Raw genomic sequence first — 15,078 nt, 5'->3', positions numbered from 1 at the left:
AGGGCACCTCCCAACAGCCTCAATTGTGATATATGTTGATTTTATCCTTTTTCATATGCAAAAGAAAGCGGGCTTTTAATCGCCTGCTTTCTCTCAAATTGAATGTTCATTCGTGACGAAGTGCTTGGATTGGATTTAACCTGGATGCCTTATTGGCAGGAAATACGCCAAAGATTATCCCGATTAAAATGGAGAATATGAAGGCAAACAATGTAACCGACCATGAATAACTAATCGTTAAACTTGAAAAAGCTGCAATCAATTTTGCGATTCCCAATCCAATTCCAACTCCCAACAATCCCCCAAAGCAGCTCAAGACCATCGCTTCAATTAAAAACTGGAGAAGAATCGATTTCCGATTGGCCCCAATTGCTTTTCTAATGCCGATTTCCTTCGTCCTCTCTGTTACGGAAACCAACATGATATTCATGATTCCAATTCCGCCTACCAGTAACGAAATACTGGCAATACCGCCAAGCATAAGTGTGAACGTATCCGACACAGAGCCCATTGTATCCATCAGATCTTCTTGATTGGACACCGAATAGTTATCACTCTGTTCTGGGAATGATGTGGTCATCATACCTTGTACTTGGTACATCGCCCTATCTATGATATTCTCGTTCTCCGCTTTTAAATATACGGTTCCGATTGTCGTGCTGCCTGTAGCCCTTTCGGCAGTGGTGATCGGTGCAATGATTACATCATCCCCGCTCGATCCCATTGAGGTGCCTACTGATTTCAGGACACCGATCACTCTATAGGAAACACCGCCGATAAGAACGTTCTGGTCCACCGCTTTTTGATTTTCAAAAAGCGTGTTGGCTGTATCTGACCCCAGGACAACGACCTTAGAGCGTAATTCTGTTTCCATATCCGTCAAAAACCGGCCCTGACTGAGCTCTAGATCCCTAACTGATAAGTAGGATGAAGTTGCACCGGTCATTGAAACCTGTGCCGAAGCTTCCCCATTTTTTACATAAACGCGTCCAGTGACCACTGGCGCCACTTCCGATATCCCGTTCAGGTCTTTAAACTGTTCAATTGTATCATCCGTCAGCTCCACGGAATCGGTATCCGTGACACTAACCGTTATCAGGTTCGTTCCCAGGCTATTGATCTCATCCTGAACGGACTGTGAGGAACCCTGTCCAATCGAAACCAGAACGATTACGGAAGCAACTCCAATAATGATCCCGAGCATGGTTAAAAATGCCCTGACTTTATTGGTTTTGATACTGCGTATAGCCATTTTCATTGATTCGTTCAGGTTCAATCCAATCACCTCCGTTTTCAAATAGCTGACCATCCTGTATCCGAACGACACGAGTTGCTTCTTTTGCCACTTCCAAGTCATGGGTTATAAGAATGATTGTTTGTCCCTTTTCGTTCAATTCTTTCAGCATCTGCAGCACTTCTTTACTCGTTTTACTATCCAGAGCCCCCGTCGGCTCATCAGCCAATAAAACGGGAGGATTACCTGCAAGTGCCCTTGCAATCGCAACTCTTTGCTGCTGTCCACCCGACAGTTGGGTCGGCAGATGATTTTTCCGGTCACTCAGGCCTACCATATCTAGGCACGCATTGGCCACTTCTCTTCTTTCCTTCACGCTTGCCCCTCTATAAACAAGGGGAAGTTCGACATTCTCCAACGCTGTCAGTTTTGCCAACAGGTTGAAATTTTGAAAGATAAATCCTATTTTAATATTACGAATTGCGGCTAACTCATTATCCTTCATCTTTTCCACTTCTTTTCCATCAAGAAGATATTCACCTATGTCAGGCTTGTCTAGGCAGCCAATCATATTCATGAACGTCGATTTCCCTGATCCAGAAGGTCCGATGATGGAAATGAAATCGCCTTTATCGATTGTAAGACAGACATCCTGAAGTGCCTTAACCGTTTCACCGCCTAATTCATATGATTTAGACATGTTCTTAATTTTTATGATGGGTTTCGCCATTTTATTGACCTCCCTTGCCGCTTGGCATCCCGCCACTGTTTGGCATCCCGCCGCTCGGCATTCCGCTGCCACTCTGCATTCTTATTTCGCCTACTTGGCCTCCCTTCATTCCATCGCCGCCACTGCCAGTGGAGCTTTCATTGATGGTAATAGGCAAGGAAACAAACTGGCCCTCTTCAAGACCCGAAGTTATTTCAATATATTTATCGTTGCTGATCCCAGTCTCAACCGGCGTCTTTGTACTAGCAGTTCCTTCAGTTGTACCGGATTGTTGTATATTCACATATTTCTCTTCACCGTCAATTTGGACTGCTTCAATCGGAACATATAAAGCATCTTTTACACTATTCGTCAAAATGCTCACTTCAGTCGACATCCCAATTTTTATATCGCCGGGTTTGTCAATTTTGATTGTGACATCGAACGAAGAAACGCCATTCTCATATGTACCTTCCTTTGCTACACTAGTCACTTTCCCCGTAAACGTTTCATCTTCAAAAGCACTGGCTTTAATTTCAACTGTTTGTCCTTTTTTAACACTTGGAACATCCAATTCATCAACACTGATCGTGGTTTTCAATTTTTTATAATCGGTAACATGTGCCACCACTTCACTGCTTGATACACGATCCCCTTCTTCTACATCCAATGTTGTCACGGTACCATCGAATGGGGCCGTTATCGGATCACTTCCATCCGTGAAGGTAATGAGTTCATCACCTTTCTCAACCAATTCATTCTTCGCTACAAGGACTTCATCCACTTCATCCGTTACAGAGGAAGTGACGTCCTCACTATTGATTGCGGCGACCGATCCGGAACCGCTTATTTGAACTTCAAGGTCTCCCTTTTCAACTGTAGCCGTCACCGACTTTGCAATTACAGGCTCAGCATTGTCCTTCATGAAAAACCAAACGCATCCCCCAATCGCCAGCACTAAAACCGTACCTATCATTATCAACTTTTTCATCATTTTTCTCCTTTCAGATTTCCTTCGTTGAAACCAGTATCGTGAAAGAAGCTTAACTTTTCCTTAATGGTCGTCGGTTTTGATTTCATAGTCGTTCGTTGATGTCTCCCTTTACTTTTGCTTTTCACCCATTTCTCTCTTAAATAATTAACACTATATCGAGCGAAAAAAGTTTTATTTTAGGTTTTTGAATTTACAATATATTCTGAAAAATATATACTGATACTGTTATCAGAAAAATTGGTAATGAAAACCAAACCAATAGTAATGAAGGGGGAACCAACTTGGCATCAAACGATTCAATCGCTAAGGAAACCAAGGTAAGCGCTTCCACGGACTACACCAAGATCGTCCAATCACAATCATTTCAAGAACTCCTAAGGAAAAAACGCAATTTCATCGTCCCGCTTTCCATCTTTTTCATGGTCTTTTATTTCACCTTACCCATACTAACTTCCTATTCTAAAGTTCTTAACTCCTATGCTTTCGGGGCAATCAGCTGGGCCTGGGTTTTTGCCTTCGCTCAATTTATCATGACCTGGACATTATGCATCCTCTATTCCAAAAAAGCTGCAAAATTTGACCGGTTAGTTGAAAAAATCGTTAAAGAAGCGAAAGGATAAAGGTGAATTTACCATGAATATACTTGCTTTTATATTATTTCTAATCATTGTCGGGCTAACTTTGGTCATTACCTACTTTGCTTCACGGCGCACCAAAACGACCGCGGACTTTTATACCGCGGACAGCAGCCTGACCGGCTGGCAGAATGGCTGGGCCATTGCGGGTGATTATATGTCTGCCGCCTCTTTTTTGGGGATTGCCGGCATGGTCGCACTCTCTGGATTTGATGGTTTTTTCTATAGCATAGGTTTTCTGGTTGCTTATCTGGTCGTTCTTTATATCGTGGCCGAACCGCTCCGTAACCTTGGCAAGTATACATTGGCGGACATGATCGCTGCCCGTTTTAATGAAAAGAAAGTACGCGGGGTCGCTGCCCTTAACACCATTTCCATTTCAACCTTTTACATGATTGCCCAATTAGTCGGTGCAGGTGCCCTTATAAAACTCTTACTTGGAATTGATTATCTATACTCCGTCATCATTGTAGGTATTTTAATGACCGTCTACGTCGTATTCGGCGGTATGACGGCCACCAGTTGGGTCCAAATCGTAAAAGCCATTTTATTGATGGCAGGTACATTCATCATCTCCATCATCGTATTGTCGAAATTCGACTTTAGCGTGATCGAGATGTTCAAGCAGATGAAAACAGCCACTCCTTTGGGCGGGGATTTCCTGAACCCAGGTAACAAATTCAAGGATCCTTTGGATACTTTATCCCTTAATTTAGCGCTTGTACTCGGTACAGCTGGACTTCCTCACATTCTCATCCGTTTCTTTACGGTGAAAGACGCCATCACGGCCCGAAAGTCCGTTGTATATGCCACTTGGATCATTGGCATCTTTTATATAATGACCATTTTCCTCGGATTTGGAGCGGCAGCCTTTGTTGGATACGACAAAATCATAGCCGCGAATGCGGCCGGCAATATGGCTGCTCCGCTGCTTGCCGAAGCCATTGGCGGTGACTTCCTGTTCGCCTTTGTCTCTGCAGTTGCTTTCGCTACCATTTTAGCGGTTGTAGCAGGTCTCGTTCTATCGGCAGCATCTGCTTTTGCCCATGACTTCTATGGCCACATCATCCGGAAAGGTCAAGCCACTGACAAGGAACAAGTCGTCGCTGCTCGTTGGGCATCCATCGGAGTATCCGTCCTCTCCATCATCCTTGCCTTATTTGCCCAAAACATGAATGTCGCCTTCCTTGTTTCACTTGCCTTTGCCGTCGCTGCCAGTGCCAATCTGCCCATCATTGTCTTCACGGTATTCTGGAAACGCTTTAACACGGCTGGGGCTGTCACGGGCATGATAGTTGGACTGGTCAGTTCTTTATTGCTTGTGTTCCTAAGTCCCAATGTCTGGTCACCGGTAGAGGGAGCGGCAATATTCGTTGGGGAGCCATTATTCCCGCTTGCCAATCCAGGCATCATCTCCATCCCGATTGGTTTTATCGCAGCCATCGTCGGAACACTTCTATCAAGCAAGAAAGCTGATGCCAAAAAATTCGACGAAATTTTGGTTACTGCTAACACTGGAATGAAAGATCCCATATAAGCTGGATTCATTATCATTTTAAAATATAAAAAGAGAAAGGAGATTGCACATAACCCTGTCAAGTAGACAATAAAAAAAGAGTATTTTAAGCTGCGGCCTTTTCTCGATATTCAATCGGGGAAAGGCCGTTAAATTTTTCTTGGAAGCGATCAGTATTATAGAATTCTATATACTCCTGATTAACTACATAAGCTTCCTCTGCTGTTTTTGGGCGTTCCAAATATAACTTCTCTGTTTTTATATGCGAGAAGAAACTTTCTATACACGCGTTATCATGACAATTGCCACGACGAGAGTGGCTTCCTTGAATACCGAGTTCTTTTACCTGCTTTTCGTATGATTTCGTCGTATATTGGAATCCTTGATCAGAGTGAAGAAGGGCACCCTTTTCAAATGACTTGTCCCTTAACTGATTTAACGTATTATGAACCAATTCAAGATCGTTTCGCGTAGAAACTTCCCATGCCACAATTTCATTATTATACAAATCTAAAACGGCAGATAGGTAGAAAAACGTGTCTCCAATCCGTACATAGGTTATATCTGTTACTAACTTTTGTAACATGGACTCTGCATAGAACTCACGGTTTAAAACATTTTTAAATACAACGGATCCTCTTCGACCATAGAAAGGGCGTTTCTTTCGAATAATAGATGTAACCCCCAATTCTCTCATCAATCGGCGAACACGCTTATGATTGACAACGATTCCCTCTCTGAATAAAGCTCGGGTCATCCGTTTATATCCGTAGTATGGATGTATCTTATGGATGGCTAATATATGTTCTTTTATCCATAGGTTTTTCTCAAGTCTCAGAGAACGTCTAGACTGAGTCTTTCCTCCATTTGTAGTAACCAGCTCTTGAAACTTCACCGATTTTTAATAGCCACGCGAGTGGGTGTGTTTTCCTCAATCCATCAATCACTTTTAACCTTTCGGCTTTCAGGACCATTCCTTCCCATGTAGATTTGGATTGCGCTTTTTTAAATAGTCCACCTGCGCTTTCAGATAAGCATTTTCTTCTTCTACACTAGAAAAATTCTTACGGTTCCATACACCACGTTGGTCTTCAAAAGGCTCATTATTTTGCACTTTCTTTACCCAATTCGCTATTTGCGCATCACTTTTGATATCAAATCGCTCACGAAGCTGACGATATGACCAGCCTTCCTCCAACTTCAAACGAACAACTTCTCGCTTTAATTCTTCTGTATATGTTTGAAAGGTTTGCCCCTTTTTTGCCATAGAAAAATCCCCTCCAAGATAGACTGTTTAAGAGCATTTTATCATGCTCTCTTTTTACTCTGTCTACCTGTAGGGGATAATACCAGATCAGGGTTCGGCCTGCTCTCCTTTCTCTTTATTTAGAAACATAGATATCAGGAAGATTGAAAATAATCCCGCTAACTTCTCAATCTTAACTTCCTTCTATTGTATTTATTTACTAACTGGTTCATGACTTCTGCAAAGATCAGCCCCATCGCAATGGCACCAGCCAGCATGAAGACCTTGGCGGCCAATTGAACGGCGACATAAAAATCATTTCCGACAAAATGCTTCATCGCATCATACGACAAACCTCCAGGCACGAGAGGGATGATTCCCGATACATTGAAAATCGTGATCGGCGTTTTATACCTTTTGGCAAAATACTGGCTGATAACCGCTACGATAAATGCAGCCGCTAATGTTGCAATGATGCTGTTTACCTCATTTTCAACCAGAAAAAAGTATAAGATCCACCCCAACATCCCTACGAAACCACATTGAAATAATGAATTTTTTGGTATATTGAAGATGACTCCAAAGGCGGCTGAGGCAATGAAACTTGTAATAAGATGTGCAATCATCATTCTTCCTCCCCTAAAATCATAAGAAAACAAACGCAGCCGATATTCCTGCCCCAATGGCTAAAGCAGTCAAACCTGCATCCGCACCCTTGGATAGACCCGAAACCAAATGTCCTGCAATTAAATCCCTGGCAGCATTCGTAATTAACAGCCCTGGCACAAGCGGCATCACCGCTCCAATGATTATCGTGTCCAAATGACTTCCAACTCCAATCTGGACAAAGAACATAGCTACTAAACCTACGACTAAAGAGGCGATGAATTCAGCAAAAAAACGAACTTCCAGTAACCAGTGCAAATAAAGAAGGCAAGTGAATCCCATTCCTCCAGCTATACAGGACCAGATGAAATCATTCCACTGTCCTTGGAACATGATTAAAAAGCAGCCGCCTTGCTATAAAAGCAGCAAAGACCTGTACCCACATGGGATACCCCATCCCGGCCTTTTCGATTTGTTTTAACCGTAAATATGCTTCCTCCGGTGTCATTTCCTTGCTGGAAATGCTTCGGGATATACTGTTAACCAGCGTCACCTTATGTAAATCTGTAGATCGTTGGGAAACTCGAATCAATTTTGAAGCTGGGTGCATACCATCCAGCGAAAAAATAATTCCTGTAGGGGTCGAAAAACTGTGTGATTCACCGCACCCAAACGCTGCAGCGATTCTACCCATCGTATCTTCCACCCGCGAAGTTTCCGCTCCGTTCTGAAGCATGATTTTTCCCGCAAGTAAACATACATCTATAATTTCATTGTATGGTAACTGATCATCCATTTTATCCTCTCCATCACTTTCTGCATGAGTTTCTCTCAATAACAGATAACGATCCTACCAATTTAAATCCACCTCATAATAGCCCAATTCCCGTGAAAAGGATATAAAAATATTACCTATTTAATTTATCGATTCCATTAACCTGCACGACTGACTTCCATAGTACCAGTATTCCCTTTATTTCTTGCCGAAACCGTTTAGTTAGTAGAAAAATTCATTTATAACCATAAAGAAAAGGAGTGCGGGCACGAACCCTGCATCCCCTTTTTCATATCCTGTACGGCTATACTCCCTTTTGAATAAAGCCATCCACTGTTTCATTAAACAAATCGCTTTCTTCCATAAATGGACAATGGCAACTATCTTCAAAGATTACTAGTTTGGAATTCGGAATGTTTTTATGCAAATGTTCCCCTGCAGCTACAGGAATGACTTTTTCATGCCTTCCAAAACAGAGAAGTGTCGGGATATTGATTTCTGGCAAGAATTCACGATAGTCCACAATCGATTGGTCAAATAGAATACTGCTAGCAATGGATTCCGGCATTTTGGTCACTTCCCCAAACATCCAGCTTGCATCCTCTGCAGACAATTCATTGTTGAACATGGAAGCAAGGAAGCTTTCCAAAAATGGGGCTCGATTCGTTTGAATTTCAGTCATGAAGTCAATCAAGGTGTCCATATCAAATGCACCGATATTAAAATCGGGCCACTTAAAATCAGAGGCCAATTCATCCACAATCACAGTTGAATGAATATTTCCCTCACCGAATTGCTTAAGATAATCCCAGACGACAAATGCCCCCATCGACCAACCTACAAGTATGACATCCCTTAATCCCAGTTCACCTATGAATGCATGAAGATCTTTTGCATAAACGGAGACCGTGTTTCCGTAATGTACATGATTTGACTGGCCATGGCTTCTTAAATCAAGTAAGATCGTTCTATATTTTTCTGAAAAGTATGGAAGCTGCCTTCTAAAGAACCGGCTGCTCATCCACACACCATGGATAAAAATAATCGGTCTCCCCTGGCCCTTTTCTTCATAAAACAACCGAACGCCTTCTTCCACCTCAACAAATGCCATTCTACCCCTCCTTCACGATATCTTCACAACCCATTCCCTATTATTATTTATTGCATTTCTTCTTCTAACATTCCTTACTATAAATAAATATTGTCAAACCTCATTTTAGAGTTGATAATGAAGTATATTTTCTTCATCCTGAAAGGACGGAATTTTAATGAAGAGCTTTATCAAAAACTATCGATCCTCTTTAATACTGCTCACTGCCATTATTATCGGTGGGATAGCGGGCGTGGTTTTCGGGGAGAAAACCTCGGTCATACAGCCGCTAGGGGACTTATTCTTAAATCTGATGTTTATGATCATCGTGCCATTGGTATTTTTCAGCATTGCTTCAGCGATTGCCAATATGAGCGGAATGAAGCGTTTCGGAAAAATCATGGGAAGTATCGTTCTCGTTTTCCTGATAACAGCCGCTTTAGCTGCCGTCATTGGATTTATTGGGACAACCATCGTCAATCCCTTGGAAGGCACAGATACGACAGCCATTAAAGAACTGATGGAAAACAGTTCCTCTGAAGAGACCATCGAAGAAGTTTCTTTCTTCAGTCAACTGGTCAACACAGTAACCGTGTCCGACTTTCCAGAACTGTTCTCCAAAAGCAATATGCTTCAGCTTATCGTTTTCTCAGTATTAATCGGACTTTCCACTGCGCTGGTCGGTGATAAAGCAAGACCGATTACTGAGTTTTTGACAGCGGGTACAGCTGTCATGATGAAGGTCATCAAAATCGTCATGTACTATGCCCCAATTGGACTTGGTGCTTATTTCGCGGCGATTATCGGGCAGCTTGGGCCACAGATTTTAGAAGGCTATGCTCGCACTTTCATCCTTTATCTAATCTTGGCATTGATTTATTATTTCGGCTTCTTCACTTTGTATGCCTTTATCGCAGGCGGGAAAGATGGAGTTAAAGTATTTTGGAAAAATGCCCTGACACCATCCATTACAGCCATCGCAACTTGTTCCAGTGCCGCATCCATTCCGGTCAATCTGGAATCAGTCAAGAAAATGGGCGTGCCTAAAGATATAGCGGAGACTGTCATCCCACTCGGAGCCAACACTCATAAAGATGGTTCGGTATTCGGCGGGGTATTGAAAATCGTTTTCCTATTCAGTTTATTTGGAAAGGATATGACAAGCATTTCAAGCATTTTAAGTATACTTGCTGTTGCCTTTTTGGTTGGAGCTGTTATGGGTGCCATTCCTGGAGGCGGCATGATTGGGGAAATGTTGATTCTTAGTGTATTCGGCTTCCCTGTTGAAGTCCTGCCGATCATTGCCGTTATATCCACGATCATCGATGCTCCCGCTACACTGCTTAACTCAACAGGAAACACGGTTTGTGCCATGCTTGTCACAAGGCTTGTTGAGGGAAAAAACTGGTTAAAACAAGTATTCGTTAAAGAAGATTCGGCCGTATGATTCTATAACATGAACTGGCTCCTGGTTAAAACAGGAGCCAGTTCAGTTTGTAGACAAAAGGAGTTCTATCTAAATTTTAAACAAAGTTGATTGGAACGGAAGGTGCGAGACTCCTGCGGGAAAAGCGCGTCCAAGGGAGACCCCGCAGGCGCATGGGCGCCGAGGAGGCTCCCGGACCGCCCGCGGAAAGCGAGTGCCTGGAGTGGAAATCAACGTTCAAATCGTATAAACGCTAAAAAAAATGTAGTAAAACAAGAGTCAGTTTTTTCATTTTCGCGACTTTCTTTCAAACAGTTCTTTAATTGACAAGGGGTTCCTTCCCCTTACATAGAATTAAAGATTGAAGGAGGGAATTGAATGTTAATGAAATGCTTACCTGCTGCGATCCTTTATGGCCGGTCTGTTTCACATAGTTGATGACTTGCTGCGTTTTTTCAGTGTTCGGGTGCGAGTTTAAAAATACTTCTGGAAACACGATTACTTTCAGTTCCAGAAAATTCTCAGTTACTTTTGGAGCTTTTGGCTCTTTTCTTTGGCTTTTCTGCTGCTTGGATCTTCACAGGCTTGGATGTATCCTCTTTTTCAGATTTTTCAGGGAGAATCGACACTTGAAAACAGATTAATCCGATTTCCCCTGGACAATCTTCCACACAAAAGCACCTATAACTACCTCATAATTTAATTCTATTTTAAAATCACATTTCAACAGACTCGATTTAAAAAAAAGAGTGTGTCAATCTCATTATTAGATTAACAACACCCTGTTACTCATAAATAATATATTTTTAACCAATTACAAAAATGCTAAATCTTTAACACTTATCTATCAGGAATATATGTTGTGACAACACCAGTACTATGAGTCGCTCCATAACTTGCATGAAGTGAATGACTAGTTTTAATTGCTAAATTTCCTGATGTATTAGTTACACGCAAACCTGGCTTTGTTACGAATGGATTCTGCATATAACTCGAAGTATGTGTCCATGTCCATTTACCATACTTATTAGCAATAGATGATACATTATTTGTAATTACTGCACCTACTGAAAATGTCCAAGCATTACCTGAAACTAGTCCAGAAAGATCTACTCCTACAGTATAGCCTGCATCATCATAAGGTCCATAAGATATAATCTTTTGAGCAGCATAATTAACATCATTACGTGTTATTAATTGATTAATTCTGTAATATTTTACTTCGAATTGATTAAATGAAGCGATATCCCATACAGAAGCTTTCTTTCCATCAACATTTGCTGAAGAAGATTTTCTATCAAAATGTAATGTAGAGGTATATGTACCTGCTTGAAGACCAGTAACTGGGTGATAGAATTTCCAAGAATATGTTCTGTAATATCCTCCAGATGGTTCAGCTACTACTGCCATTGTTTCAATGAATCATAGGGATCTGCTGACTGTGCTGTATTATCTTCTACTAATTTCTTAATAAAACCTTTAGAATCAGCTTTAATTTTCTTTGTGTTTTCTAACACATCTTCTTTTATATCAGCAAGTTCCTCATTGTTGAGAATATGATCTCCACCAATATCTGTAAAATAGTATTTTTCATAAACTTTCCCATCTAACTCAGTTTGATAGACAGCATACAAGTGATTATTACCTGCATCTTCTAATAAGTTATTGTTAAGTGGCTTTCCATTATTATGAATAAGTTTTGACTGAACTTTTGTGTGACCTTCTGTCTGAGCTTTTAATTTAGAATTTGCATTTTGATTATTTTTATCATTTTGTTGTACCCATTCTGTCTTAACCTCTGAATTAACAGCTTCATTAGATAATTCTTGATCTAAAACAACTAGATCATTTACTTCTCCATAGGCTTTCGATAAATCTAAAAAGCCAAACAAAGCTAAGGTAACTACAATAACAATTAACCTTTTATAAATTGTACTGTTAAACTTCATAAAATTCATTTCCCCTTTAATTTCTAATAAAATCCAAAAATAACCTTTACTACCATAATAATGTAAAATAATACATAGTTCCACATATTTCTTTATTCTTATAGAAATACTAACAATAAAATACATATAAAAAAGTTAGCCAATGTTTGGCTAACTAAAAGAGTAAATCAAGTCTTTATTTATTTACTAATAATACTAATATATCGATAATATCATCAATTCTGTACGCTATTATTGCCGTACTTACTGCCATAATTAATAAAGACAATAATTTTATAGTCTCCACTAAATCTTTAGATTTCATAAAGTCCACTCCTTTTTAAAATAGTTCTACTTTATAAGTATTTTTCCTTTTCTTCCTCTTTTTATTATTTTTATAAACTTATAATATAACAAATTATCCCACATATTACACGTTTGTTTTTACTCTTTGAAGTTTTCAATTCTTCAATGCAAAACCCAATTTTTCTTGTTCTAATTAATGTAATAAAACAAAAAGTAATAACGATCATGCTTTTTCATTCTATCACGAAGCAAATTTTTACTTTTTAACTTATCGGGTAATTCGGTCAAAGAATTAAGCAATGAATATGGTGTATCAGAAGTTACCATTTATAAATGGGTTAATGAATTTACTCCTATCGGTTTAGAGGAAGATTCCATGACTTCAAAGGAATTAGCAGCCATACAGTCTTAAAAAAGGCTATGGCCATATTCGCGTAAAAGTAACCGAGACAGATCTTACCGAATTTATTGAGGAACACAAGAAACAATATCCCGTACAGAAGATGTGTGAAATATTAGAAATCCCAAGAAGCAGCCATTATCAGTCCCTTCAAATAGTGGTATCAAATCGCGAACAGGAAAATAAAGAACTAACGAAGGAAATTCATCTCATTTACTTGGAAAGCAAGGGACGGTATGGGGCTCCAAAGATTCATGAAAGCTTATTAACCAAAGGTTTCCCCAAAGTCTAAGCGTGTTCAACGTTTAATGAGCAAGGCAAGAATTCGTTCCATTACTAAGTTAAAATTTATTTTTAGTATAATTTTCAGGGGGAATAGAAATTTTTGGAAAATCACTACTATATTTTCCACAAGTTTTGAAAAGCAGGATTAGACTGGTCTATAGCCTTTGAGGCTATTTTATAGTCAGGAAATATGTATTAGTTTTATTATGGTTATGATGTAGGTTTTTAAATTGTTATAATAATACTTCTTTAATGGGGAAAGATTTGATTTTTGTAGAATATTTCTTATTTAATTCTTACGGGCTTCGTTGGTCGTCGTTTTAAGGGAGGAAATTCAAAGTTCAAACCTATAGAAAAAGAACGAACCTTTTGGTATTAAAGAGTTCGTTCTTTTTTACATATATTCTAAGGTGAGAACTTATATCTTACGTTTAGAAAGGGTTACATGTCCTATAGTAGCTAGAATGATACCTATCACAATATTTTGTATAGATAAGCTAGTTATTTGGGAAGATACTTTCAAATTAAAGGAGAAAGACATGACATTATATACTGGGAATAGATTACTTCCCATTGTCCAATACTTCATTGCTATATACCCTACTATAAGTAGTAAAGGGAAAATGATATTTCTAGACAACACCATAAGAGTGAAACCTAAGTAACTATATAATATAGTTTGGGGTATATATATAATGGATATATCCATTATAGAAATATCTGGATGCTTTAATGTAATAGTAACGAGAAGTATAAAGAACCCTATTAGAAAGAAAATAAAAAAGCTTGTTACTCTTATGATCCCGTGAAAGAACGATGATAGTGGATAGCTAAAGAGTACCTCAGATGCTCGATCTTCATAATAATCGAAGAATAAATACATAGACCACCATGCTGCAAAGGGACAAATAACAAATTCAATTATATTTGACGTGTGTCTAATCACATCTACACTTGAAGAGAAGTTAACGTAGATAATCCCCAATAAGATAACAAATAAAGGCGCATAAAAAGATACACCCATAGATTTAATTTCAAACTGCAAATCTAACTTTTTAGCAGAGTTCACTGTTATTCCCCTCTCCTAGTGAGATACAAGTAAGCATCTTCAATAGTAGGGGAAACTTCCATTTGTTCCTCCTGTTCTTCTATAAAGTAGCGTACAAGGCACTTATCCTCTTGTTGCTTAAGAGAAATTACTTGATTCTGAATAGAATCTGCCTCTTCCATAGTTAGAAGATCTTCCCTAATTTTTCCTTTAACTATTGCCTTTAAGTCTTCTTTTTTTCCTGTAAAGATGATTTCTCCCTGTTTTAAGATTCCGATATAGTCACATGTCATTTCTACATCTTCAACTATATGAGTAGAGATTAATATAGTTCGATTTCTCCCTAATTTTCTTAATAAATTTCGAAAACGCACACGTTCTTCGATGTCTAGTCCTACAGTAGGCTCATCAACAATTAATAGGCGAGGATTTCCAAGTAAAGCTTGAGCAATTCCGACACGTCTAAGCATTCCTCCGGAGAGTTGCTTAATTTTCTTTTTCTTATGCTCTTGTAGATTCACTTCTTTAAGGAGTGAATCTATCTCTTTTTTTGCTTTTGATTTTTCAATACCCTTTAGGACAGCTAAGTGGAGTAAGCACTCCACTACTGTTACATTTTTATATAAAGAGAAATGTTGAGGTAAATAACCGATATAAGAACGAACTACATTTTGATCATTCCACGAAAGTTCGTCATTCATCTTAATTTCTCCACCATCAGCTGGCACTAAAGTTGTCAAAATTCTCATTAATGTAGTTTTACCGGCACCATTTGGTCCTAGTAGTCCAAATGAACCTTGGATATCAAATGTTAGGTTTTTCAGAATCTGTTTATTTTGATAAGATTTATTGACTTCTTTTAAGCAAATGCGTTCCATAA

Annotated in this window: 13 protein-coding genes and 2 pseudogenes; 3 read left to right on the top strand and 12 right to left on the bottom strand. The window is 39.4% G+C overall.

Annotation, left to right across the window (positions count from 1 at the left end; translation table 11 throughout):
• Positions 1-106: 106 nt before the first annotated feature.
• The 3 genes from QFZ73_RS11690 to QFZ73_RS11680 are packed head-to-tail and all read right to left on the bottom strand — an operon-like array spanning position 107 to position 2,934.
• Entirely contained in the window at positions 107-1,297 is a 1,191-nt protein-coding gene (locus QFZ73_RS11690; protein ID WP_307266125.1) for an ABC transporter permease, read from the bottom strand.
• Positions 1,224-1,964 carry an ABC transporter ATP-binding protein gene (locus QFZ73_RS11685; RefSeq protein ID WP_285846905.1) on the bottom strand — a complete coding sequence of 247 codons (741 nt, stop codon included), beginning with the start codon at positions 1,962-1,964 and terminating at the stop codon, positions 1,224-1,226. The genes QFZ73_RS11690 and QFZ73_RS11685 overlap by 74 nt, the downstream gene beginning before the upstream one ends.
• Before the next feature lies 1 nt (position 1,965).
• A complete protein-coding gene (locus QFZ73_RS11680; RefSeq protein WP_307266121.1) occupies positions 1,966-2,934 on the bottom strand; it encodes an efflux RND transporter periplasmic adaptor subunit in 969 nt (322 codons plus the stop codon).
• Positions 2,935-3,218: 284 nt separating this feature from the next.
• On the opposite strand from QFZ73_RS11680, the gene QFZ73_RS11675 reads away from it, so the two are divergent.
• Together QFZ73_RS11675 and QFZ73_RS11670 are read left to right on the top strand one after the other, a co-directional pair.
• Positions 3,219-3,557, top strand: a complete 339-nt coding sequence (locus QFZ73_RS11675) for a DUF485 domain-containing protein (protein ID WP_251427192.1) — start codon at positions 3,219-3,221, stop codon at positions 3,555-3,557.
• Positions 3,558-3,570: 13 nt separating this feature from the next.
• Positions 3,571-5,109: a solute symporter family protein gene (locus QFZ73_RS11670; protein WP_251427195.1), complete on the top strand. Its 1,539-nt coding sequence runs from the start codon at positions 3,571-3,573 to the stop codon at positions 5,107-5,109.
• Positions 5,110-5,194: 85 nt separating this feature from the next.
• Here the strand turns inward: QFZ73_RS11670 and QFZ73_RS11665 are convergent.
• The 4 genes and pseudogenes from QFZ73_RS11665 to QFZ73_RS11650 form a co-directional block, all read right to left on the bottom strand.
• A pseudogene (locus tag QFZ73_RS11665) lies at positions 5,195-6,355 on the bottom strand (IS3 family transposase).
• A 158-nt stretch (positions 6,356-6,513) separates the two neighbouring features.
• Positions 6,514-6,963 (bottom strand): threonine/serine exporter family protein, encoded by a 450-nt coding sequence (locus tag QFZ73_RS11660; protein WP_307266112.1) that lies wholly within the window; start codon positions 6,961-6,963, stop codon positions 6,514-6,516.
• Positions 6,964-6,979: 16 nt separating this feature from the next.
• Positions 6,980-7,736, bottom strand: a pseudogene (locus tag QFZ73_RS11655) (threonine/serine exporter family protein).
• A 283-nt stretch (positions 7,737-8,019) separates the two neighbouring features.
• A complete protein-coding gene (locus tag QFZ73_RS11650; RefSeq protein ID WP_307266107.1) occupies positions 8,020-8,826 on the bottom strand; it encodes an alpha/beta fold hydrolase in 807 nt (268 codons plus the stop codon).
• Between the two features lie 157 nt (positions 8,827-8,983).
• On the opposite strand from QFZ73_RS11650, the gene QFZ73_RS11645 reads away from it, so the two are divergent.
• Positions 8,984-10,252, top strand: a complete 1,269-nt coding sequence (locus QFZ73_RS11645) for a dicarboxylate/amino acid:cation symporter (protein ID WP_307266104.1) — start codon at positions 8,984-8,986, stop codon at positions 10,250-10,252.
• Positions 10,253-11,071: 819 nt separating this feature from the next.
• Here the strand turns inward: QFZ73_RS11645 and QFZ73_RS11640 are convergent.
• The 5 genes from QFZ73_RS11640 to QFZ73_RS11620 form a co-directional block, all read right to left on the bottom strand.
• A complete protein-coding gene (locus QFZ73_RS11640) occupies positions 11,072-11,641 on the bottom strand; it encodes a hypothetical protein (RefSeq protein WP_307266100.1) in 570 nt (189 codons plus the stop codon).
• The gene (locus QFZ73_RS11635; protein ID WP_307266097.1) at positions 11,632-12,180 is read right to left on the bottom strand and encodes a hypothetical protein; all 549 of its coding nucleotides are present in this window, start codon (positions 12,178-12,180) and stop codon (positions 11,632-11,634) included. Before QFZ73_RS11635 ends, QFZ73_RS11640 begins: the two co-directional genes overlap by 10 nt.
• A gap of 175 nt (positions 12,181-12,355) precedes the next feature.
• Entirely contained in the window at positions 12,356-12,484 is a 129-nt protein-coding gene (locus tag QFZ73_RS11630) for a hypothetical protein (protein ID WP_307266094.1), read from the bottom strand.
• Between the two features lie 1,084 nt (positions 12,485-13,568).
• The gene (locus QFZ73_RS11625; protein WP_307266092.1) at positions 13,569-14,219 is read right to left on the bottom strand and encodes a hypothetical protein; all 651 of its coding nucleotides are present in this window, start codon (positions 14,217-14,219) and stop codon (positions 13,569-13,571) included.
• Positions 14,220-14,221: 2 nt separating this feature from the next.
• Positions 14,222-15,076 carry an ABC transporter ATP-binding protein gene (locus QFZ73_RS11620; protein WP_307266089.1) on the bottom strand — a complete coding sequence of 285 codons (855 nt, stop codon included), beginning with the start codon at positions 15,074-15,076 and terminating at the stop codon, positions 14,222-14,224.
• Positions 15,077-15,078 lie beyond the last annotated feature (2 nt).

This window comes from Peribacillus sp. V2I11 (assembly GCF_030817135.1).
GTDB classification, from domain to species: domain Bacteria; phylum Bacillota; class Bacilli; order Bacillales; family DSM-1321; genus Peribacillus; species Peribacillus simplex.
This window is presented reverse-complemented; position numbering and strand designations above follow the sequence as displayed.

Coding starts and splice junctions, on each gene's coding strand:
- QFZ73_RS11685 (WP_285846905.1), bottom strand. CDS start 1,964: ATGGCGAAACCCATCATAAAAATTAAGAACATGTCTAAATCATATGAA.
- QFZ73_RS11635 (WP_307266097.1), bottom strand. CDS start 12,180: ATGAAGTTTAACAGTACAATTTATAAAAGGTTAATTGTTATTGTAGTT.
- QFZ73_RS11670 (WP_251427195.1), top strand. CDS start 3,571: ATGAATATACTTGCTTTTATATTATTTCTAATCATTGTCGGGCTAACT.
- QFZ73_RS11680 (WP_307266121.1), bottom strand. CDS start 2,934: ATGAAAAAGTTGATAATGATAGGTACGGTTTTAGTGCTGGCGATTGGG.
- QFZ73_RS11660 (WP_307266112.1), bottom strand. CDS start 6,963: ATGATGATTGCACATCTTATTACAAGTTTCATTGCCTCAGCCGCCTTT.
- QFZ73_RS11620 (WP_307266089.1), bottom strand. CDS start 15,076: ATGGAACGCATTTGCTTAAAAGAAGTCAATAAATCTTATCAAAATAAA.
- QFZ73_RS11645 (WP_307266104.1), top strand. CDS start 8,984: ATGAAGAGCTTTATCAAAAACTATCGATCCTCTTTAATACTGCTCACT.
- QFZ73_RS11640 (WP_307266100.1), bottom strand. CDS start 11,641: ATGGCAGTAGTAGCTGAACCATCTGGAGGATATTACAGAACATATTCT.
- QFZ73_RS11650 (WP_307266107.1), bottom strand. CDS start 8,826: ATGGCATTTGTTGAGGTGGAAGAAGGCGTTCGGTTGTTTTATGAAGAA.
- QFZ73_RS11630 (WP_307266094.1), bottom strand. CDS start 12,484: ATGAAATCTAAAGATTTAGTGGAGACTATAAAATTATTGTCTTTATTA.